This window comes from Bacillus cereus group sp. BfR-BA-01492, assembly GCF_022662815.1.
In the GTDB taxonomy this organism is placed as follows: Bacteria; Bacillota; Bacilli; order Bacillales; family Bacillaceae_G; genus Bacillus_A; species Bacillus_A cereus_BD.
Window position 1 is genome coordinate 140,213 of sequence record NZ_JAKUEH010000007.1, and the last position, 23,785, is coordinate 163,997.

The following is a 23,785-nucleotide window of genomic DNA, read 5'->3' on the forward strand; positions in this document are numbered from 1 at the left end:
AGGAGGGTCAAAAATGACTCTTTCAATAGTAGTACCCTGTTACAATGAAGAAAAAGTACTTCGATCTTTTTATTTAGAAACTTCTCTTGAAGTTCATAAATTAGATACCGATTATGAATTTGTTTTTGTTAATGATGGTAGTAAAGATGATACATTGAATATTTTACGAGATTTAGCAAATTCCGATTCAGCTGTACACTATATATCATTTAGCAGAAACTTTGGAAAAGAAGCTGCCATGTTGGCTGGATTAAAATATGCTACAGGCGATGCGGTTGTTATTATGGATGCTGACTTGCAGCATCCGCCTTCTTTAATAAAGGATATGATAGAAGGTTACAATGCCGGATATGACCAAGTGATTGCAAAAAGAACAAGAACAGGTGATTCACCTATACGGTCTTTCATCTCACGTCTATACTACAAAGTTATGAATAAATTTGTTGATATTGAATTAGTCGATGGTATCGGCGATTTTAGACTTTTAAGTAGAAGAGCCGTAGATTCATTACTCTCTTTAAGTGAATACAATCGATTTTCTAAAGGTTTATTCTCTTGGATTGGATTTAAAGAATTAATCATTGAATATGAAAATGTATTACGTTCTGATGGAGAAAGTAAATGGACTTTTTCTAAGTTGTTGAATTACGGAATAGATGGCGTTATTTCTTTTAATAATAAACCATTACGCTTATCTATATACCTTGGATTACTAACAACTCTTTTAGCAATCTTATACGTAATCACGACATTTATACAGATTATGATTGATGGAATTGATGTACCCGGTTACTTCACTTTAATTTCCGCTATACTATTCATCGGTGGTATCCAGCTCATCTTCTTAGGCGTCATTGGTGAATATATTGGCCGTATCTACTATGAAACAAAGCGCAGACCACATTTTATTGTGGCAGAGAAAAAAGTAAGTGAAGTAAAACAAACAGTCTAATAAGAAAAAGGAAAAGTTACTTCTATATAATCTAGGAGTAACTTTTTACTATACTAATCTCTACATACCGTTTTTCTTCATATATACTTCCTTTTATAAAATACACAACCTTTTCTTGAAAAATTATACATTTCGAAAGGATAGCATTATATTCGAGAATTTAGTATCATGATTCAAGATACTATTTTGAAATGGACGGAGGACACTATGAGTTTATTAACAGTTGAAAATTTAGGACACACATTTGGTGATCGTACTCTCTTTAAAGATGTATCCATGCGGTTATTAGCGAATGAACATGTTGGACTAGTCGGTGCAAATGGCGTTGGAAAATCCACATTTATGAATATTATTACTGGACAACTTATTCATGACCAAGGGCGCATCGAATGGACGCCTGGTACACATTATGGCTATTTAGATCAGCATACAATCTTAACACCTGGTCGAACAATTCGTGACGTTTTAACGGATGCCTTCTTACCTTTATTTGAGAAAGAAAAAGAATTAAATATTATTACAGAAAAAATGGCTACAGCGACACCGGAAGAATTGGAAGAGCTTTTAGACCAAATGGCTAATATTCAGGATGCTCTTGAGGCTGGTGGTTTCTATTTACTAGATATTAAAGTTGAAGAAGCTGCTCGTGGCCTTGGTCTTGATGCAATTGGTCTAGATCGTGATGTTTCTGCATTAAGTGGTGGGCAGCGCACAAAAGTATTGCTTGCAAAGTTACTGCTTGAGCAACCACAAGTATTATTACTAGATGAGCCTACTAACTATTTAGATGTTGAGCACATTCAATGGTTAACAAACTATTTAAAAGAATACCCACATGCATTCCTGTTAATTTCTCATGATACAGAGTTTATGAACAAATGTGTGGATGTCATTTTCCATCTAGAATTCTCAAAAATGACGCGTTATACAGCGACATATGAGAAGTTTTTAGAACTAGCTGAAATCAATAAAAATCAACATTTACAAGCGTATCAAAAACAACAAGAATTTATTAAAAAGCAAGAAGATTTCATCGCGAAAAATAAAGCTCGTTATTCTACAACAGGCCGAGCAAAAAGCCGTCAAAAACAGCTTGATCGTATGGAGCGAATCGATCGTCCAGAAACAGCGATTAAACCTGAGTTCTCTTTCAAAGAATCTCGCGCAAGTAGCCGCTTTGTCTTTGAAGGAGAAGATGTAGAAATTGGTTACACACATCCACTATTACCGAAACTAACAATGACAATTGAACGCGGTGAGAAAATTGCAATTGTTGGATGTAATGGTGTTGGGAAATCCACATTATTAAAAACAATTTTAGGTAAAATTAAACCATTAAGCGGAAAAACAAGCCTTGGTGACTTCTTAGAACCAGCATATTTCGAACAAGAAGTAAAAGCTGATCATATAACACCTATCGATGATGTTTGGAATACATTCCCGAATTTAGATCAACATCAAATTCGAGCAATGTTAGCGAAATGCGGTTTAAAAAATGAACATATTACGCGCCCATTAAATCAATTAAGCGGTGGCGAGCAAGCAAAAGTTCGTTTATGTAAGCTCATGGGTGAAGAAAGTAACTGGTTACTATTTGACGAGCCGACAAACCACCTTGATGTAACAGCAAAAGAGGAACTAAAAAAAGCAATGAAAGCATACAAAGGAACGATTCTTCTTGTATGTCACGAACCAGACTTTTACCAAGATTGGGTAACAAAAGTTTGGAATGTAGAAGAATGGGCGCAAGCTAACAAATAATAAATAGAGGTGGATCTGTTATGATCCACCTCTATTTATTTTAGATTACATCTACCTCATAATATGTCGCTAATCGAAGTCGAAAATCTGTTAAATTATCATAACGCTTTAAATTCGCTAACATCCCTTGAATCACTGGCATTCTTGGATTTGCTACTCTCATTTCTGCTTCTAAAACATCTAATGTAACTAATAACTCATCATTTTCTAATTCATCAGCTAAATTACGTTTAAACATAATAATTTCCTGTAGAAATTGTTCCTTCACTTGCTCTTTTATTAAGTCTGTACTACAAAGAAGTTTCCCTAATTGTTCTTCATGCAAAACAGGTTCCTCACCAGAATTTACAAGACCTTCTACAATGTCATCCATTCTTTTTAAAATAAATGTGGAAACATGAGTTAAATTAATTTCTGTTTCATTTAAAATGATTAATTCTAAATACGCTCGGGAAATCCCTTCTACTATCACTACAAGATCTAACAAATACGGAGTGACCTTTTCACCATAAATAGACAATATACTATTTCGATAAAATGCATGTGACTCCATTTTCATGTTCATCATAAATGCTTCTACTTCTTTATTAAATGGAATCGCATTCTCCCTTGCATGCATAATAATAAATTCTTTATGCTTTTGTATATCATGAAACTGACAATATAATTGTTTTATAAATTTTTCGCGTGGTAGTAATGATTCTTTTTCAATTTTCGTCATTTTACTTTGAATTTTTTCATAATAATATTTAAGAGTAGCTAGAAGCAATTCATCTTTTGATTTGAAATATAAATAAAAAGCTCCTTTTGATATCCCGCATGCTGTTACGATTTCTTGCACTGATGTTGCATTCACACCCTTTGCTGCAAATAACTTTATTGCCATTTCAATAATTAAGCGTTCTTTTTCTTTCATATTTTCTCTCCTAATAGACCTTTACAACATAATTTTACATTGCGGTTGTTATTTTCACTTTATCTTAACAGTATTATAACATCTCTTTTCATTGACGACTGACCAATCAGTCAGTTATATTATGTATTAGACTGACCGATTGGTCAATACATAATAAGGGAGCGCAAACATGAACAAAATCATTAACTTTTCGTTAAAAAATAAGTTCGCAGTTTGGCTATTAACCATCATTGTTACCACAGCGGGAATTTACTCTGGTTTAAATATGAAATTAGAAACAATTCCTGATATCACAACCCCTGTCGTAACAGTAACAACGGTTTATCCTGGGGCTACTCCGCAAGAAGTAGCGGATAAAATATCGAAGCCGATGGAAGAGCAACTGCAAAATTTAAACGGCGTGAACGTTGTAAGTTCCTCCTCTTATCAAAATGCATCTTCTATTCAAGTAGAATATGATTTTGATAAAAATATGGAGAAAGCTGAAACTGAAGTAAAAGAAGCAATCGCTAATGTAAAACTACCAGAAAGTGTAAAGGACCCAAAGGTTTCTCGCATAAACTTTAATGCCTTTCCTGTTATTGCATTAAGTGTGGCGAGTAAAGACGAACCTTTAGCTACTTTAACGGAAAAGGTTGAAAAAAGTATTGTTCCGGGGTTAAAAGGCCTTGATGGTGTTGCCTCTGTTCAAATTTCAGGACAACAAGTAGATGAAGTGCAACTAGTCTTTAAAAAAGATAAAATGAAAGAATTAGGCTTAAGTGAGGATACAGTTAAAAATATCATTAAAGGTTCTGATGTATCTTTGCCACTTGGCCTATACACATTTAAAGATAGCGAAAAATCAGTTGTTGTAGATGGAAATATTACAACAGTTCAAGCATTGAAAGAAATGAAAATCCCTACTGTTTCAGCAGCAATCGGCCAAAGTGGTGCCGGATCAGCTTCTTCTCTTCAAACAGAAGCACCGCAAATGAATCCAGCCATGACTGCTAGTATTCCAACTGTCAAACTTGAAGAAATTGCTGATGTGAAAGAAGTTGGGAAAGCTGAATCCATTTCTCGTACAAACGGTAAAGAAGCGATCGGTATTCAAGTTGTAAAAGCAGCTGATGCAAATACAGTTGATGTCGTAAATGCTGTAAAAGATAAAGTGAAAGATATTGAAAAAAAATATAAAGATTTAGAGATTATCTCGACATTTGATCAAGGTACACCGATTGAAAAATCAGTTGATACAATGCTTAGCAAAGCGATATTTGGTGCCATATTCGCTATCATTATTATCATGTTGTTCTTACGAAACATTCGAACAACATTAATTTCTGTTGTTTCCATTCCACTTTCTTTACTCATTGCTATTTTAGTATTGAAGCAAATGGATATTACGCTCAATATTATGACACTTGGAGCAATGACAGTTGCTATTGGACGTGTTGTCGACGATTCAATCGTTGTAATTGAAAATATTTACCGCCGCATGTCTTTATTAGAAGAACCATTACGTGGAAAAGACTTAATCCGCGTAGCAACAAAAGAAATGTTTATTCCTATTATGTCTTCGACAATTGTAACAATTGCGGTATTTTTACCTCTTGGGCTTATAAAAGGTATGATTGGTGAAATGTTCTTACCATTTGCCTTAACGATCGTATTTGCATTACTCGCTTCGTTACTTGTAGCCATCACCATTGTACCGATGTTAGCTCATTCTTTATTTAAGAAAGAAAGTATGAGAGAAAAAGAGGTACACCATAAAGAAAAACCAAGTAAATTAGCAAACGGCTACAAGCGCGTACTGAATTGGGCACTTAACCATAAAATCATTACATCTAGTATCGCTGTTCTTCTATTGGTTGGTAGTCTTGCACTTGTACCAGTTATCGGTGTAAGCTTCTTACCAGCTGAAGAAGAAAAAATGATGATTGCAACCTATAACCCTGATCCGGGGCAAACATTAGAAGACGTTAAAGCAATCGCAACAAAAGCAGAAACACACTTTCAAAATAAAAAAGATGTAAAAACCATTCAGTTCTCATTAGGCGGGGAAAACCCAATGAGCCCAGGTAAAACAAATCAAGCTATGTTCTTTGTTCAATACGATAATGACACAAAAAACTTTGAGAAAGAAAAAGAACAAGTGATTAAAGATTTACAAAGGATGACAGGAAAAGGTGAATGGAAAAGCCAAGACTTCGGAGCTAGCGGAGGCAGTAATGAAATTAAGCTATACGTATACGGAGATCGTTTAGAAGACATCAAACCTATCGTGAAAGATATTCAAAATATCATGAAGAAAGAAAAAGATTTGAAAGATATCGATTCTAGCCTTTCCAAAACATATGCAGAATACACGTTAGTCGCAGATCAACAAAAATTAAGTAAAATGGGGCTAACTGCTGCTCAAGTTGGCATGGAACTTTCTAATCAACATGGCCGTCCTGTTCTTACGACAATTAAAAAAGATAGTAAAGATATCAATGTTTATGTAGAAGCAGACAAACATGATTATGAAGCAATTGATGATTTAACAAATCGTAAAGTGAAAACACCACTTGGCAACGAAGTAGCTGTTAAGGATGTTATGACTGTGAAAGAAGGCGAAACTTCCAATACAGTTACACATCGCGATGGGCGTATTTACGCATCCGTAAGTGCAAAAATAACATCTGATGACGTTTCTAAAGCATCTGCGGCAATTCAAAAGGAAGTAGATAAAATGGACCTTCCTTCTGGCGTAGAAGTTTCTATGGGCGGTGTTACAAAAGATATTCAAGAATCCTTTACACAACTTGGATTAGCAATGTTAGCGGCAATTGCCATTGTATACTTCGTTCTTGTTGTGACATTTGGCGGCGCACTTGCACCATTTGCGATTTTATTCTCACTTCCATTTACAATTATCGGTGCACTTGTTGCTCTACTCATTTCAGGTGAAACATTAAGTGTATCGGCAATGATTGGTGCGCTTATGTTAATCGGTATTGTTGTCACGAATGCAATCGTGCTTATCGACCGTGTTATTCATAAAGAACAAGAAGGCCTATCAACACGTGAAGCATTATTAGAAGCCGGCTCAACGCGTTTACGACCGATTTTAATGACTGCAATCGCAACAATTGGTGCTTTAATTCCTCTTGCACTTGGATTTGAAGGTAGTGGCTTAATTTCGAAAGGACTTGGGGTAACAGTAATTGGTGGATTAACAAGTTCAACATTACTAACACTCCTCATTGTTCCGATTGTATATGAAGTGCTCAGCAAATTTAGAAAGAAAACAGTAAACTAAAAAAAGCCATCCATTTGACCCTTCTTGGTCAGATGGATGGCTTTTTTTTATATTTTTACATGTTGCATTGAGATAAGCCTGTATTTGGACAGCTCTCGAAGCCGAGCGTATAGATAGCTAAAGCCTTTGCTATCTATAAAACTACATTCAATCTTAGAACATCTTATTTTTTACAGTTTTCCCCTACATTATTCATTTATTCTCTCCCGCAATATCTTTATCTCTTTCCCAAATATGATAAGTAAGACCTTTCTGCTTTTGTTTCGCTGAAAAATATTTGTCATGTAACGAACAAACGGCACGATTTGCTGAATTTGACTTATATTGATGATATCCTTCTCGGTTTGTTGTTGCGTATTCTCACACGATTATTACGATGATTTTGTAAGGCACCATCATAAGAAACCTTTCCTTTTCCTCTTTTTTATCAGTGTTAATAACTTAAAAGGAAATCAGATATAAAAACAGGCTGTGGAGAGGGATTTCTCCACAGCCTGTAAAAAATTTAGCCATAAAAAATACACCTCCATTTATTAGATCATGTCTAACAATTGGGGTGCGCTTCAATAGATATTGATTTTTCCTCATCATTAAACAGAAATTAAAGTGAATTATGCTTCTTTATTTTCAAAGGAATAGATATAATATATAAATCTATGGCATAAGTAATAATTAAAATTCCTTTTCCTTCATCGGTAAATTTTGCTTGAAGAAACTTTTCTGAAACTTTTCTTTTTCCCCATCTCTTTGGAAACCATTCAAATCCTAAGAACATACAATTAATCTACCCCTCATTAGAATTCCGATAACTTATTTCTTAATTCCAATTCTTCAACTGTTTCAAAACCTTTAAAAAATAGTCTTGCAATCTGATTATGATTAAAAAACACATTATATTCTTTAGATAAATTACCATGGGGATACGGACAAGATACATAATCCCACATTTTATTTTCATTTGCTTGTTGTTGCTTTCTGCCGTAAATCATGAGAGGTTGATTAATACCCTCAACAAGAACTACAGAGCCAATTGGTAATAAATCTTCTCCAATTAATAAGTTTGGTACATATGTATTTTCCATAATTTAAAAATCCCCCTAACAAATTATAAAAATTAATATTTCTTTGAAGAATAAGATTTCTTAAAAAAAATGAAACAATCTTATAAAATATAAAAATAAATAATGGCATTACTATACAAAATACCACCGATAAAATAATCTTTTCCTTCAATGTAGCATCTGCTCCAATCCATATAGCTAATAAACTTGCTGGAACAGCAATAGCACAAAAAATCATTAAAATCTTCTTAAATATACCTAACGAAAACATTATATACCTCCTACAAAGCAAATTATTTTAGTCTTTTTCAACTCCAAACTTTACTCCCAACCCTATTCCAAAGCCAATATCAAGCTCATTCATTAACCCTATTTTAGCTTCCCCACCTATAACTACCATAGGCTGCCTCTCCACCAACCACTACCTTCCAATCATCAACAAAAGGAATAGGAATTTTAACTTCAGCTTCGCCTTTAATTAAATCTGCTTTAGCACCAATACCAATATGACCATCTTTAGCTTCAACACCAGCTTCAGCATTTCCAACTTTCACATGGACTTTTCCATCGTCGTGATCTATACCAAAATCATTAAAAGTCACCCCAACCTTAGCTTCTCCGCCTATTCCTCCACCAAATTGTGCCTTAGCCTCACCTCTAAGAAGTTGTTCATGTATAGTAAAATCTCCAACTTTAAATCCTGCATCAATAACTGAACCTTTAGCCTCTCCACCTATCTTATCATATCCATCTATATCGCCAATCATTGCACCTGACTCTTTAAATATATAATGATTATCTGTCCTTTCAAATTTATCCGCTATACGTTCTAATTCACTTTCGATAGTATTTAAACCTTTAATATAAGTATCATAAGCTTTATTTAATCGAGGCAATTCATTATAAAAAGATAAACTAGCAGCTCCGATCCATCTTATTTGAAGATTAAACAATTCAGAAAGAATACTGTTATTACGATCCGCTGCCTCAGCGCTAGCATATTTAAAAGATTTCGCTCTATTTCTTAATTCCTCTGGAGTTACCTTAATATCTCCCATTCATATCCCCCCTTATTTCTAATTAAATATTAGAATTATACATTAATAAGATTACTTTTTTTTCCAAAAAAGCAAGTCAAAAATTATATTTTCGTGAATATTAATAATAAAAAACTGATTCATAAAGTAAGATAATATATGCTGATTTTCACTGCATTTTTTTATAGTTATATTGCAAATTTTGTATACTAAGGACCAATCAGCTTTGTACTGTTAATTTATTTTCAGTGATTGAAGAAACTCTAAAGGAGTAATTTCTTTCTTATTAAATCGGTATTCTCTCTAAGAAATGAATATATCCCTATCATAAGAAACTTCTTCTCCTCTTTTTTATCAGTATTGACAAATCAATAGAGAAGAAGATACAAAGTGGACTGTGGAGAAAGCTTTCTCCACAGCCTGTAAAAAATAACCTCGCAATCGCGAGGTTATTTTTTTTGATGAAACAAGATTAGAAAATCTCCATATCCTTCTTTTTCTAAGTCTTCCTTTGGAATAAATCGAAGTGCTGCTGAATTAATGCAATAGCGAAGGCCGTTTGGGCCTGGTCCATCTGGAAAAACATGACCAAGATGTGAATCGCCTTCCCTGCTTCTCACTTCTGTACGCGTCATGTTATGACTAAGATCAATTTTTTCTTTTACACTGGCTGACATAACAGGCTTTGTAAAGCTCGGCCAACCACAGCCACTATCAAATTTATCTAAAGAAGTAAATAGCGGTTCACCAGACACGATGTCTACATATAGCCCTTCTTCTTTATGATCCCAATACTCATTTTGAAACGGAGGTTCTGTCCCATTTTCCTGCGTTACATAAAATTGCCTCTCCGTTAATCGTTCTTTTAAATGTGCATTATCTTTTGGCCAATGCTTTTTAATAAACGCATCACGCCCTGATCCTTGGCGATATAATGCATAGCGGAATGCATTTTTCTTATGATAATCCTGATGATACTCCTCAGCCAGATAGAATGTAGATGCTGGAATAATTTTCGTAACAATTGGTTTAGAAAAATGCCCGCTCTCAGCAAGTTCCTTTTTCGATGCTTCAGCTAGTTTCCGCTGCTCTTCATTATGATAAAAGATAGCTGTTTCATATGATTGTCCACGATCATGAAATTGTCCACCCACATCTGTTGGGTCAATTTGTCTCCAATACATATTTAATAATTTTTCGTACGGCATTTTATCTGGGTCAAATGTAATTTGAACTGCTTCATAATGTCCTGTCGTTTCAGAACAAACTTCTTTATAAGTTGGATTTTCTTTATGTCCCCCTGTATAACCAGAAACGATTCTTATAACCCCTTCCATTTCTTCAAATGGTGAAACCATACACCAAAAGCAACCTCCCGCAAACGTCGCAAGCTCTACCTTTTCATTGATAGACATTTCCTTCACCCCAATTATTTGTATTCTTCTTACAGTATGGCATATATGGAATTAAGTTATAAAGTGAAACTTTAATTAGTAGTTTTTTCATCCCCACTGATTATGAATCCTCACCAATCGTGCAGTAAGGCTCAGATGGGAGCCTTACTGCACAATAGCAGGATAAAAGAAAAAGCATCATCACCTGATGCTTTTTAAGACTCTATTTTTTCAGTAGCCCCTTTTTCTATTTCATCGCTCGTTACATCTAAAACATCCAATAGGAACATAAAGACTGGGATACCGATAATTAGCCCCCAAACACCTAGAAAATGCTCAGAAAAAATCAATACCATAAATGTATAAAAAATGGGTAAGTTCGTCTTTTGTGACATAAACTTTGGATTTAATACGTAACTTTCAAGCGCATGAATAACAACCACAATAATTAATATATAGATAACATAAGTAATACTACCAATATTATATGCGATCATGCAAAGTGGAAATAATGAGATAATTACACCCGCCACTGGAATTAAACCTAATAGAAAGATCATTAATGCTAGACCAAGTAACTGTGGAAATCCTAAAATCCATAGTGCAATCACGGATAGCACACAATTCACAATAGCAATTAAAAATTGTGCTTCAATTACTTTCCCAAAAGAGCGCGCAAATTTCTTCCCAAAGTATTCAATTTCATTATAGAAAATAGCAAGTTTGCTCTCTTTAAACTTTGCCGTAAATGCAACAATACGTGCTTTTTCCAACAAGAAGAATAAGCTTAAAATTAAAGAAAGTAAAAATTGCAAACCGAATTTCCCAACATTTGCAATGGACTTATAAATAATATCTACGCCTTGCCCTACATACTTCGAAAGCTCCATATGATTAATCGCATTAATCGAGGCCTTTATCATGTCATTATCCGGTGGATTTTTAAGGAATACATTAAATTGATAAATTAATTGTGAAATTTGTACTGTTAACACCGGTAGATATTTAAATAATGTAACTGTAATTCCACCAACAAACATGACATACAAAAACGCTATAATAATTTTTCGGTTAATCGGCATAAAATGATCGAGCTTTCTAGAAATAAATTTCTGGAAGCGATCCATTAAATATGTCAGGATAAACGTAATTAAAATTAAATTAAACATGCTTTTTAGCCCATATAATATAAGAGCTAATAATAAAAGTATCAGTAACCTTTGAAATCCTTTGCTTTGAAACAGGTTTTTCATTTGCATAATCGACGAGTGATCTCTCCTGTCCTATAAAGTAAGACTTATCATAAGGGGGTCTCTTTCTCTTCCCCAAAAATTTTTTATGTTGATTAAAATCCTCTTCTTATCTTCTTTCTGCTAGATTAAGATTTGGATCCATAACATTACCTTTCCTTTCTATTTTACAATATAATAGTCCTTTTCAGAACGCATTATATAAAGTATTAATAAAGATTTAAGGAAAAATAAAATAGGTCATACCACTACTGTAACATAAAAAGCAAGCTATCAGTAGAAATCTGTTCTACAAATAGCTTGCTTTTATCAGGTTTAAATTGATATCTGATTACGCAATCAATGGCATAAACATTGGAATAACAACAACTGTTACAACCCCAACTACTGTTACTGCAATACTTGCCATCGCTGCTTCTACTTCACCCATTTCAATTCCGACTGCAACGCCAAGTGCGTGTCCTGCTGTTCCTAATGCTAATCCTTTCGCAATTGGATTTTTGACTCTAAATGTTTTTAAGAATAATGCCCCAAGTGCATATACAATTACCGCGTTAAAGATAACAGCAAAAGATGTAATAGCTGGAATACCACCGATACTTTCTGATAAAGGCAATGCAATTGCTGTTGTTGCTGCTTGTGGCAACATAGAATTCATAACAGCTGCATCTAAATGAATGGCTTTCGCAACAATGAACACAACCACTACTGAACAAACAGATCCGACAATGATAGCAGATAAGATTTGCCACCAATATTTTTTCAATTTATCAGCTTGTTTATATAATGGAATTGCAAAAGCAATTGTAGCTGGCTCTAGAAAGAAGCTAATGATTTTACCACCAGTATTGTATTCTTCAAATGTGAAATTTCCAACCTTTAAAAAGACAATCCCTAATACCATTGCTACAAATAGCGGTGTAAATAAGAAAAATTGTTTTGAATGTTTAAATAAGAATGTTCCGATTCCGTATGCGATTAATGAAACAACAATTCCGAAATATGGAGTCATTGTGCTTGCCATATCCATTCCCTCCTCATCACGTATCCAATCTATTACGCAACTTTTCCGTGTTTATGTCCTTTACCTAAAGTGTCTAATTGTTTTGTATCTACCGGTTCTTTTCCATCTTTTCCTAGAATAAATTGAGCAAATAAACCTGTTACTGCTAATAAAATAACTGTTGCAACAACAATTACAGTAATGATTTGTACAAAATATTGTCCCATTACCCCAAGAGAATTAATAACGGAAATTCCAGATGGAACGAATAAGAAGCCGATAATACCTGTTAATGCCGTTCCAAGTGACTCAACCTGTTCCAATTTAATAACCTTTAAGCATAATAAGCTAAATAAAATGACTAATCCAATTACTGAAGAAGGCATTGGAATTGGTAAATGTGATGCGATCATATGAGAAACTAACATAATTGCTGAGAAAATAAATGCTTGTGATAAAAAACTATATACTTTTTTTGTACTCATTTTAGCCACCTCTTTCGATTTGGTACCTTTATTGTATACGATGTAAACTCTTAAGTAAGCGTTTACAAAACAGAACGTCGAATATAGAGAATCAGTTACAAAAATTACAGGATGAAATACAAAAACTGCTTCTTAAATACGAAGCAGTTTTTTTAATTCCTTTGCATATGTACGACTTACTGGTACTTTCGATCCATCTTTCATAATTAAATTATAAGTAGAATTAAACCAAGGTTGAACTTCTGAAATATGATTTACATTTGCAATAAAACTACGATGCACTCTCATGAACGTTGTTTGTGGTAGTTTTTTCTCCAAAATAACAAGCGTATCATGAGTTACATATGTTTCTCGAATTGTCTTTACAGTTACTTTCCCATCTACAAGTCCTACATAGACAATATCTTCCGTACTTACAAGAACGATTGATTCTTCGATTGGAAGTGCAAGTTTATGCATCTCAGCAGTTACATCCGGTACTTTCACATCTGCCTTCTTTTCTATTTCACTTTGCTTTCTCTTTTTATATTTTTTTAATGTTTGTGCGATACGTTCTTCATCAAATGGCTTTAAAATATAATCTAATGCATCGACTTCAAATGCTTGTAATGCATATTGATCATATGCTGTCGCAAATACAATAGCTGGCGGATTTTTCATCTTTTTTAATATGTTTGCAATTTCAAAACCATTATCATCTGAAAGCTGAATATCTAAAAAAACAATATCTGGTTTATCATCCATCAATATTTCTAATGCATCTTCTATACAATCTGCCTCTTCAATTTCATCCACTTCTTTCGTTCGTTGTAATAAATATTTCAGCTCATCTCTTGCTAACATTTCATCATCTACTACTAATACCTTTACCACTACTTCCTTCCCCCTCTACATATTGAATCGGAATTGCAAAGAAAATTTCGGTTCCTTTCTGTAATTCACTTTTAATATGAAGTGTCGTTTCTTTCCCAAATAACCCCATTAACCGTTCATTAATGTTATATAAAGCTGTACCTGTTCCTTTTTTGGATGTTACAACCGCTTTTCCTAATTGTTCTAAACGCTCCTGTTCAATCCCCTGACCGTTATCTTTCACCTTAAAATGAATCAAATCACCTTCAACGTGCGCATACACTTCTACTTGGCAAATCGGTTGCTTCTTCGGAAATGCATGTCTAAGGGCATTTTCCACTAACAATTGAAGCACAAATGGTGGAATTAACATAGTCTTTAATCCTTCGTCTATATAGGTTTTCACCTCATATTTATTAGGAAATCTCGCTTGTTCTAACGATAAATACGCATTCACGTGATTCAGCTCTTGCTCTAGCGGAATCAACAGTTGCCGCGCTCCTTGTAAGTTACAACGAAAATAGACGCTAAGCTGTAGTAAGAGCTTTCTTGCTTTTTCCACATCTGTACGACAAAGTGCTGAAACTGTATTAATCGCATTAAATAAGAAATGTGGGTTAATTTGTGCTTGTAATGCTTTGATTTCAGCATCTTGAAGCAATTTACTTTGCAGCTCTGCTTCCCCTAATTCAAGCTGGGTCGAGAAAATTTTTGCTAACCCTTCTGCTAGCTCCTCTTCCACACGACTTAACTGATTTGGATTTTTAAAATATAACTTTAATGTTCCAATTGTATTGCCATGCGATGTTAAAGGAATAACAATTGCTGCTTGTAATGGACAGTCTTCATGCTGACAGTTAATGACTTCTCTTGATTTCGCTTTCATTATTTTTCCTGTATGTAATACTTCTTTTGATAATCCTGTAATTAAACTATGCGACGGGATATGATGATCAGCTGCTAATCCCACATGTGCTAATATTTTTTCTGTATCTGTTAAGGATACCGCATCCGTTCCCGTAAAACGATGGATAATTTGTGCCACATGTTTACATGATTCTTCTGTTAATCCTTGGCGAAAATAAGGTAATGTTTTATCGGCAATTCGAAGCACTTTATGCGTTTGTAGTGCCTTTGCATTCTCTTCTTGTCGCAAAATCGCTTGCACCATGGAAAGTAAAATAAAACTACCAAAACCATTTACAAAAATCATCGGCATTGCAATCGTTTTTACTATATTCCATCCATCTTTTACGATGAATAAAATCATAACCATTTCCAACGAAACAATAACCACGCTTAAAAACGCTGAATACTTAGGTGTAACTGTACGATTATGCTTTTGAAAAATCCGGCCAATATATCCTGTAATAATCCCTGCCAAAATAGATGAAATGGCACAGCTAAAAGCTGTCGTCCCTCCTAGCATGTAGCGATGAATACCAGAAATAAACCCAACACCAATTCCGACAATCGGTCCTCCTAGTAAACCGCTAATTCCGACACCCATAATACGCGTATTTGCAATCGTACTTGATGAGGAAACGCCTTGTAACCAATTTTCATTCATAATTGTATTTCCTGCAATTTCAATTCCTGTGTAATTGCTTACAATTGTAAATAACGAAAAAATACAAATGAGCATAAGCTTATCTTTATATCCATCTTGTTTATGAAGAAGACGTCGAAAAATTCGAATATGCGAAAGTAGAAAACCTAATATAACAATTAATCCAACGCGCTCAATCATCATGAGTACTAAATCTAACATCTTTAGTCCTCCTTTATTTATTTTGTTCATTTTATTATCGAAAAATAATGAAGCGAACGTCAAGAAGAATCATCTATCATTTATAATCTTTTACAATAATATCCTTAAAAACTATCTTTCATATTTGACAATAGAATCGAAGAGTGCTAATAATAAAGTAATTTCATTACAGTCCTTTAACACAACCCCGTGAGGTTGAGAAGGAAGTCGGAATATAAAAAAAGTATGCGCATTCTTTCCAAGGGATACGCATGCTCTTTAGGCCTTCTCACACAACTGACGTGAGAAGGCCTTTTATTATTCTTCCATAGTGACTGTATAAAAATAAGGAGGAGTAATAATGGACATAACAAATGAATCAAAAGCAAAACGTTATAAAACATTGCTTGGTTCTGCATTAGGGTATGCAGCAGAGGGATTAGATATGTTACTTCTATCCTTCGTACTCGTTTACATTTTGAAAGAATTTCACTTAACACCTGTAGAGGGCGGAAACCTTACATTAGCAACAACGATTGGGATGTTAATTGGTTCCTACTTATTTGGATTTATCGCTGACTTATTGGGTCGCATTCGAACAATGGCTTTTACTATTTTATTATTTTCACTTGCAACTGCACTCATTTATTTCACAACAGAATATTGGCAATTATTAACACTTCGTTTTCTAGTAGGAATGGGTGTTGGTGGAGAATTTGGTATCGGAATGGCGATTGTAACGGAAACATGGTCTAAAGAAATGCGGGCAAAAGCAACTTCCGTTGTTGCACTTGGATGGCAATTTGGAGTACTCGTTGCTTCACTCCTACCAGCCTTTATCGTTCCACACTTCGGCTGGAGAGCTGTTTTCTTATTTGGTCTCATCCCAGCTTTACTTGCCGTATATGTTCGTAAAAGCTTAAGTGAACCGAAAATTTGGGAACAAAAACAACGATATAAAAAAGAATTGTTACAAAAAGAGTGCCAAGGAACTTTAACAGCTATGGAAGCAGAAGAACTCCAACATATGAAAAAGTTTCCTTTACACAAGTTATTTTCTAATAAAAAAGTAACGATGACAACAATTGGACTTATTATTATGTCTTTCATCCAAAACTTTGGATACTATGGTATTTTTACATGGATGCCTACAATTTTAGCAAATAAATATAACTACACATTGGCAAAAGCAAGCGGCTGGATGTTCATTTCTACAATTGGAATGTTAATTGGAATCGCAACATTTGGCATTTTGGCCGATAAAATTGGACGCCGTAAAACATTTTCACTTTATTATATAGGTGGTACTATATATTGTTTGATTTACTTCTTCCTCTTTACAGACGCAACGTTATTACTGTGGGGAAGCGCCTTACTTGGTTTCTTTGCAAACGGAATGATGGGAGGATTCGGAGCAATATTAGCTGAAAACTATCCATCGGAAGCACGTTCCACAGCTGAAAACTTTATTTTCGGCACAGGACGCGGCTTAGCTGGATTCGGACCAGTTATTATTGGATTACTGGCGACAGGCGGCAATTTATTTGGTGCTCTATCCCTTATCTTTATCATTTATCCACTAGGCCTTCTAACCATGCTTATATGCGTTCCCGAAACGAAAGGAAAAGTATTGGATTAATGGTACGAAACAGGTTTGTGCCAACAGACCATCCTATATCGGCGATTCGTCACGAGATTTCGCTTCTACTAAAAATGCAAAAAGAGCTCGTTCAAAAATATAACTTTTGGACGAGCTCTTTACATTTTGGATAAAATGATATCTATGATTCGTTTTTACTTCTTACCATTATGAAAAAAATTAGGGGTCAAAATGTCGTTTGGATAAGGTTTATGATATATATGAGTGGTAGCTGGCGATAACGGCGGAATTAGCCATACCCAATTTCCAGTCACAACGCGACCACATGCCGCCTCTTGTTTTTCAAATTGAGCAAATTGCTGCGCTGCTGTATGGTGATCAACGATACTTACTCCTTGTTTTTTAAATGAATGTAAGACAGCTACATTTAACTCAACCAACGCCTTATCTTTCCATAATGTACTATTTCTAGTTGTATCTAAATTCATTATTTCTGCAATGGCAGGCAGTAAATGATAGCGATCCACATCAGCTAAATTACGGGCACCAATTTCAGTCCCCATATACCAACCATTAAAAGGAGCTGCCGTATAAGAAATCCCGCCAATTTCTAAACGCATATCTGAAATCATCGGTACACCATACCATTTCACTCTAAGAGAGGAAAATGGGTATTCTGGATGTTCAATATCCACTTCTTTTACTTCCTCTTTCGGAATTTCCTTATATACAGGTTCTTGCCCATCAATTGAGAATACGAGTGGTAACACATCAAAATTCGTTCCTTCCCCATTCCAGCCAAGCTTCTGGCAAAAAGATGTAAAAGAAGAGGAATGCGGATCCCCAATCACACCTGTGTCCGTTTTATATCCTGCATAACGAATTAATTGATGATTATAGATACGAATATGACTTTGTTCATCTCTATACTGCTTAAAAATCGTAATGGTTGGCCTAATTTTCCCACCATTTGTCGCATATTGAATATGATGAATTAGCGCGCGATATACCCCTTCCTCATCATTGATCTCCCTAGCATCCAATATATGCATTTTATTCCAGAACAGTCTTCCAATACATCGGTTACTATTTCGCCAGGCCATCCGTGCCCCATGAACCAGCTCCTCAAAAGTATGTTCATATGTACCCGTCCGCTCTATTTCCAATACGATTTGGTTCATACGTTCTTCTATTTGTTTTTCTTTACCGAGTTCTTGATAGCAAGTTGTAATAAATTTTCTTGCCTCATCTATTAATACCCTCATTTTATTCATAAATAATCTCCTTCTGTTTCAACAAGACGCTACTATTTTACAGTATAAGCAAAAAGAAACGTAGGAACAAACCAAATCATTTTACATTATTAACCAAAAAACAATCCTTTTCAGAAAATAAATAGAATTGTTTGTTTTATTGTTGACTTATTAAAAAAACAAGTGTATTTTTGAGTTAGGTAAATTATTTTTACCATGTGCAACTTTTGGAGAAAAAGGGGGGAAGTTTATGTCTTCATTTCATTTGCCTAAGCTTTCATATGACTATGATGAATTAGAGCCCTACATTGATGGTGACACTTTGGCGCTTCATCATGGAAAGCATCACGCAACATATGTTAAAAATTTAAATGCTGCTTTAGAAAATTATAAAGAATTGCAGAACAAGCCTTTAGAAGAATTACTGAGCAATTTAAATGAACTACCGCCTGATATTATGACAGCAGTTAGAAATAATGGTGGTGGGCATTACTGCCACAGCCTTTTTTGGGAGGTCATGAGTCCGAAAGGCGGAGGCGAACCTAATGGAGACGTTGCAAAAGTCATTGATTATTACTTTAATACCTTTGACAACTTTAAAGATCAGCTTTCCAAAGCGGCTATTAGTCGATTCGGAAGTGGATATGGATGGCTCGTACTTGATGGGGAACAACTCTCCGTTATGAGTACACCAAATCAAGATACACCACTACAAGAAGGAAAAGTTCCGTTACTTGTAATCGATGTATGGGAGCACGCTTATTATTTGAAGTATCAAAATCGACGTCCAGAATTCGTTACGAATTGGTGGAATACGGTCAATTGGGATCGTGTGAATGAAAAGTATTTACAAGCAATTAAATCACAGAAACATTAGTCATGCGTATAAGGTAAATTTGGTAATGTAAACTAGTATCATCGAAATCCTCCAAAATCCCCCGGATTGCCACCGGGGGATTTATGTATAAATTACCTTAACTTTTCAATATAGTATTTCAATACATCATTTATATTCATTTTTACTCTATTAAATTGAAATCCTAACTCTTTTGCCTTCGTATTATCAAGCGTGCAATTTAGTATTTCGTTATATGGGGCTATATGATTGCTCTTTGTTTCAATATAGGCTCTTATACCTGTATGTTCCTCAATACATTCAATCACTTCACGCATAGAAATCGTGCCATTACTACATGCATTAATCGCACCTTCCATCTGTATTGTATGAATCCACGCGAGGAAATTGCCTGCCTCTTTCTCATGTATAAAGGACATTTTCCCTTCTATATCCTCCACTCTAAAAGGGGCTTGTTTTACAATATGATCTACATAAAACTGCAACCTCTTTGTATAATCATTTTCTCCGATTACAACAGGAAATCGAACCGCTATAACGGGAAATGTTGCATATGTAAATAAAACAGCTTCTGCTAATCGCTTCCCTTCTTCATAAGAGAAATCCGTTCTATCTCCATAAACAATTGGATATTGATACGGATTAAAATCATCCTCCTTCAGAGATAATGCAGGTTCATAAACAGCCATTGAAGACGTCATAATATATTTTCCTACTTTATTCTGGAGGGCATTGCATATTATTTTTGCTGCATTAGGGCTATAACATAAATTATCGTACACAACATCATAAAACCCTCCATCTAATAATTCTTGCAGCATTCCCTCATCTTCACGATCTACAATAAGCCTCTTTATACGATTACCAAACTCATCTGCTGTTACCCCTCTTGTCGCAATTGTCACCTCATGTTTCTCTTGTAACAATTTCTCAACTAACCGTTTGCCAAAAAAACGTGTTCCCCCTAAAACTAATACCTTTACCATATCCGTCATTCCTTCCCATTCCCTTTTTAAAATAACGAAATACATAATCTCTTTTATGTTACTAAATTTCCTCGCAAAAAACATAAGAGTCTCCTGTGAGATTCTCTTATGTTTTCATCTACTAAAGAAATAGAAGTATTATTTTATGTAACGAAAGAGGCTGTCCAAAGTAGTTATTCAGCTACTTTGGACAGCCTCTTCTTACGATTAGTCAAGTCATTTTTTATTATGCTTTCTCATATCCATTTTTATTATTCACTTGCCATCTCCAAGAATCTGCACACATTTCTTCGAGTCCACGTTTTGCTTCCCAGCCTAGTTCTCTTTTTGCTTTCGATGCATCTGCATAGCATATTGCCACATCTCCAGGACGACGCTCTGTAATTTTATAAGGCACTGCTCTTCCTGAGACTTTCTCAAAAGCTTTCACCATTTCTAATACACTATAACCCGTTCCTGTTCCAAGGTTATAAACATCAATCCCTTTTGTATGGAGTACCTTTTCAACAGCTTTCACATGGCCATTTGCTAGGTCCACAACATGAATGTAATCACGTACACCTGTGCCATCTTTTGTTGGATAATCATTTCCAAATACATTTAATTCTTTTAATTTCCCAACTGCTACTTGTGTTACATACGGCATTAAGTTGTTCGGAATACCATTTGGATCTTCTCCAATGCGCCCGCTTTCATGAGCACCAAACGGATTGAAGTATCGAAGTAATACTACACTCCATTCTGGATCTGCCACAACGACATCACGTAAAATTTGTTCAATCATTAATTTTGTTTGACCGTATGGGTTTGTTGCACTTAACGGGAAGTCTTCTGTAATTGGTGATGTCTCTGGAATACCGTATACTGTTGCAGATGAGCTAAAAATCATCTTTTTCACATTATGCTTCTGCATCACGTCACATAACACTAATGTGCTTGTAATATTGTTATGATAATACGTAAGTGGAATTTCAACCGATTCCCCCACTGCTTTTAAACCAGCAAAATGGATGACTGCTTCAATCGTATTTTCCTCAAAAATCATATCAAGTGCTTCACGATTTAAAACGTCTTCTTTATAAAATGGAAACGACTTACCTGTTATCTCTTTCACTCGATTAATTGCTTCTTCTGAGCTATTCGAAAGATTATCTACTACGATAATTTCATATCCACTATTTAACAACTCTACACATGTGTGACTACCAATATATCCTGCTCCACCCGTTACAAGTATTGCCATAAGTATAGTCCTCCATATTTCATTCATTATAAACTTTTAAAATTATACCACATATCTCCTACCAAATGTTTATTCCCCCAAGTCACCATCTTACATTTTATACCATATCCCTATTGTATCATGACTATTTCATAGAATAGTTTTGTATTATTTTTAGTGCTTGCATTGAGAAATAATCAAATGGAGTAAAATGATTTCAATTTACATGTCCTTCTTAAAAAGGTGAATACTCTTTTATATTCTACATTCACTTAAGGGGAAGTCTTAATTATGATAAACCGTTAAAATTGATTAATCCTCGTGAAAAGAATATCAGGTCTACCATAAAATTTATACACTTCATTTAAGTCCGCAACGAAAACAATAACATTTACGACTTGATTCATTCCAACAATTAATTGTCTTCTTAACTGGAAGATGATTTTTTCTCTCTTTCTAATATCTGGTGAAAGTAAAATAACATACAGTGTATCTTCAATTGTAAAAGCAGCTTGATCAATCATATCTTGAACAAGCAATGCATCGATTTTATAATTCCGTTCATTAAAAAATTTTGTTAGAAAAACTTTTAAATCTGCTAAATAATAAGTAGTATTTTTCGATAATAATACCGATGGATAAACGATTTCTTTTAAATCATTGTCATTGGAAGTAATATCTTTTATTTTTCGTTTTAAAATCATCAATTTCTCATAGGTAAGCAAATAATCCGTATAAACAGTTGGATAAATGGAGTGACTTAAATATTCAAAAGAGATGACAAAATCAATTGGTATTGCAAACGTTTCTAACTGTTTTGGAGACAGAAAATGATTGATTTTTACAAATGGAAGATACTTTTCAATTGTTTGTTTTGCATAAAACAACTGATCAAGTCCCGTATTAGATATAAGCGCAGCATTCAATTTTGGATATTCAAGGAAAAATTGATCAATATTATTTTTGATGATCATGACAAAACGGCTTATATCCATTCGATTAAAATTCAGTGCTTTTAAAGTTGGCGTTGATCTAAATAGAAAACTGACAATCCCAAATAAAAAGGGATCTTTTTGTATGATTTCATTATAAAGTGTATTTATTACGCGAATTCCATTCGTCGATCGAGTGATAGCGCGATCAAATTCTACTTGGAGTGCTTTAATCGTTAACGAATCAAGAGAACAAGCGATTATCTTTTTTAGCTCCTTAATAAAAGACTCAATAGCGTTTTTCACAATAGCAGAAGGCTGGAAATTCTGAATTTGTTCCATTGTAAGTTGCTTCGTACCAATCTGCATGAGTTCTAAAAGAAACATGCATTCCTCTTTCGGTAAAGTCATCTCGTAATGTTGCAAGAATAACTTTTGAACCAAATGAATAAACTCCATTTCATGAGCTTTTGTTTGACAATGGGTTGTAATAGGACATTGAATTTCCAAACGTCCAATCATTATCTTTAAATACATAGCAAGATGCAAAAAAGCATTTGAAGTGAAGGTAACCTTCATTTCATTTGAAAGTTGAGAAATAAAATGCTGATGGGCATAATCTATTTGCTCTTTTGGAGCCCTCATAAATTCATAAGAAAAGGCATTATTGGAAAAACCAAAAAAATAGTACAGTGCGAACAAGCGAATATTTTTTTCATCACCGGTAATTCTTAAACCCTTTCCTTTATTTAAACTTAATGAAAAGTTGTCCAATAAGGTTTCCCAATGCTTAATTTCATACTTAATCGTATTTGGATTTGAGAACACCATTTCTGCCAACTCAGGAATAGAAATCGCAGTAGAACTAAATAACAATTTATGAAAAGTGTCGTGAAATAAAGCATAACGTGAGTCAATTTGAAGTCGATAAATATCCAATAAGTATGCCAGATGTTCTACTTCTTCATCCATTAAAGATAAACAAACTCCTCTGCCGGGTATCTTACTAAGAGATGCCTTGATATGATGATTCGAAATAAATTCTTGAATCACTTTTAAATCATTCCGGATTGTTTTCTCTGAACAGGCTAATTTTTGTTTGTAGTAATCAATAACCTGATAATCCCCTTTATGATCCAATAACATTTCTGCTAGTTTTTTTTGCCTAGTATTCATACAGTCTTCT

19 protein-coding genes and 1 pseudogene are annotated in these 23,785 nt (G+C 34.5%); 5 read left to right on the forward strand and 15 right to left on the reverse strand.

From position 1 onward, the window contains the following. Positions 1–13 precede the first annotated feature (13 nt). Both MR063_RS11225 and MR063_RS11230 read left to right on the forward strand, forming a co-directional pair. On the forward strand, positions 14–952 hold the full coding sequence (locus MR063_RS11225; RefSeq protein WP_242197712.1) for a glycosyltransferase family 2 protein: 939 nt from the start codon (positions 14–16) through the stop codon (positions 950–952). A gap of 150 nt (positions 953–1,102) precedes the next feature. Beyond that, positions 1,103–2,713, forward strand: coding sequence for an ABC-F family ATP-binding cassette domain-containing protein (locus tag MR063_RS11230; protein WP_242197830.1), 1,611 nt, complete (start codon positions 1,103–1,105; stop codon positions 2,711–2,713). A 40-nt stretch (positions 2,714–2,753) separates the two neighbouring features. Here the strand turns inward: MR063_RS11230 and MR063_RS11235 are convergent, their stop codons facing one another. Further along, a complete protein-coding gene (locus MR063_RS11235) occupies positions 2,754–3,629 on the reverse strand; it encodes a TetR/AcrR family transcriptional regulator (RefSeq protein WP_242197714.1) in 876 nt (291 codons plus the stop codon). Positions 3,630–3,798: 169 nt separating this feature from the next. Between MR063_RS11235 and MR063_RS11240 the strand changes: the two genes are divergently transcribed. Then, complete coding sequence (locus MR063_RS11240) at positions 3,799–6,918, forward strand: efflux RND transporter permease subunit (RefSeq protein WP_242197717.1); 3,120 nt, start codon at positions 3,799–3,801, stop codon at positions 6,916–6,918. A 601-nt stretch (positions 6,919–7,519) separates the two neighbouring features. Here MR063_RS11240 and MR063_RS11245 read toward each other — a convergent pair. The 10 genes and pseudogenes from MR063_RS11245 to MR063_RS11290 all read right to left on the reverse strand — a co-directional run bounded on the left by MR063_RS11245 (position 7,520) and on the right by MR063_RS11290 (position 15,771). Then, complete coding sequence (locus MR063_RS11245) at positions 7,520–7,693, reverse strand: hypothetical protein (RefSeq protein WP_242197720.1); 174 nt, start codon at positions 7,691–7,693, stop codon at positions 7,520–7,522. 19 nt (positions 7,694–7,712) lie between these two features. Further along, positions 7,713–8,000, reverse strand: coding sequence for a DUF4176 domain-containing protein (locus tag MR063_RS11250; RefSeq protein ID WP_242197723.1), 288 nt, complete (start codon positions 7,998–8,000; stop codon positions 7,713–7,715). 353 nt (positions 8,001–8,353) lie between these two features. Further along, the gene (locus tag MR063_RS11255) at positions 8,354–9,037 is read right to left on the reverse strand and encodes a WXG100 family type VII secretion target (RefSeq protein WP_242197726.1); all 684 of its coding nucleotides are present in this window, start codon (positions 9,035–9,037) and stop codon (positions 8,354–8,356) included. Between the two features lie 428 nt (positions 9,038–9,465). Then, positions 9,466–9,918, reverse strand: coding sequence for a peptide-methionine (R)-S-oxide reductase MsrB (msrB, locus tag MR063_RS11260; RefSeq protein ID WP_242145184.1), 453 nt, complete (start codon positions 9,916–9,918; stop codon positions 9,466–9,468). A gap of 48 nt (positions 9,919–9,966) precedes the next feature. Continuing rightward, positions 9,967–10,431 (reverse strand): annotated as a pseudogene (gene msrA, locus MR063_RS11265) (peptide-methionine (S)-S-oxide reductase MsrA); the annotation flags it as partial. A 194-nt stretch (positions 10,432–10,625) separates the two neighbouring features. Further along, positions 10,626–11,669, reverse strand: coding sequence for an AI-2E family transporter (locus MR063_RS11270; RefSeq protein WP_242145102.1), 1,044 nt, complete (start codon positions 11,667–11,669; stop codon positions 10,626–10,628). Positions 11,670–11,991: 322 nt separating this feature from the next. After that, positions 11,992–12,684, reverse strand: coding sequence for an antiholin-like protein LrgB (gene lrgB, locus MR063_RS11275; RefSeq protein ID WP_242145100.1), 693 nt, complete (start codon positions 12,682–12,684; stop codon positions 11,992–11,994). 32 nt (positions 12,685–12,716) lie between these two features. After that, positions 12,717–13,148 carry an antiholin-like murein hydrolase modulator LrgA gene (gene lrgA / locus MR063_RS11280; protein WP_242145099.1) on the reverse strand — a complete coding sequence of 144 codons (432 nt, stop codon included), beginning with the start codon at positions 13,146–13,148 and terminating at the stop codon, positions 12,717–12,719. Between the two features lie 132 nt (positions 13,149–13,280). After that, positions 13,281–14,021 (reverse strand): LytR/AlgR family response regulator transcription factor, encoded by a 741-nt coding sequence (locus tag MR063_RS11285; RefSeq protein ID WP_242145098.1) that lies wholly within the window; start codon positions 14,019–14,021, stop codon positions 13,281–13,283. Further along, on the reverse strand, positions 13,996–15,771 hold the full coding sequence (locus tag MR063_RS11290; RefSeq protein ID WP_242197730.1) for a sensor histidine kinase: 1,776 nt from the start codon (positions 15,769–15,771) through the stop codon (positions 13,996–13,998). The genes MR063_RS11285 and MR063_RS11290 overlap by 26 nt, the downstream gene beginning before the upstream one ends. A gap of 340 nt (positions 15,772–16,111) precedes the next feature. On the opposite strand from MR063_RS11290, the gene MR063_RS11295 reads away from it, so the two are divergent. Beyond that, positions 16,112–17,389: an MFS transporter gene (locus tag MR063_RS11295; RefSeq protein ID WP_242197733.1), complete on the forward strand. Its 1,278-nt coding sequence runs from the start codon at positions 16,112–16,114 to the stop codon at positions 17,387–17,389. A 155-nt stretch (positions 17,390–17,544) separates the two neighbouring features. On the opposite strand, the gene MR063_RS11300 is transcribed toward MR063_RS11295, so the two are convergent. Beyond that, positions 17,545–18,624 carry a nitric oxide synthase oxygenase gene (locus MR063_RS11300; protein ID WP_242197736.1) on the reverse strand — a complete coding sequence of 360 codons (1,080 nt, stop codon included), beginning with the start codon at positions 18,622–18,624 and terminating at the stop codon, positions 17,545–17,547. 229 nt (positions 18,625–18,853) lie between these two features. On the opposite strand from MR063_RS11300, the gene sodA reads away from it, so the two are divergent. After that, a complete protein-coding gene (sodA, locus tag MR063_RS11305) occupies positions 18,854–19,480 on the forward strand; it encodes a superoxide dismutase (protein WP_242145094.1) in 627 nt (208 codons plus the stop codon). Positions 19,481–19,572: 92 nt separating this feature from the next. Here sodA and MR063_RS11310 read toward each other — a convergent pair whose 3' ends face one another. The 3 genes from MR063_RS11310 to MR063_RS11320 form a co-directional block, all read right to left on the reverse strand. Then, complete coding sequence (locus MR063_RS11310; RefSeq protein WP_242197833.1) at positions 19,573–20,445, reverse strand: NAD-dependent epimerase/dehydratase family protein; 873 nt, start codon at positions 20,443–20,445, stop codon at positions 19,573–19,575. A 226-nt stretch (positions 20,446–20,671) separates the two neighbouring features. Further along, positions 20,672–21,688 carry a UDP-glucose 4-epimerase GalE gene (gene galE, locus MR063_RS11315; protein ID WP_242197739.1) on the reverse strand — a complete coding sequence of 339 codons (1,017 nt, stop codon included), beginning with the start codon at positions 21,686–21,688 and terminating at the stop codon, positions 20,672–20,674. Between the two features lie 281 nt (positions 21,689–21,969). Continuing rightward, complete coding sequence (locus MR063_RS11320; RefSeq protein ID WP_242197742.1) at positions 21,970–23,775, reverse strand: BglG family transcription antiterminator; 1,806 nt, start codon at positions 23,773–23,775, stop codon at positions 21,970–21,972. Positions 23,776–23,785: the final 10 nt, after the last annotated feature.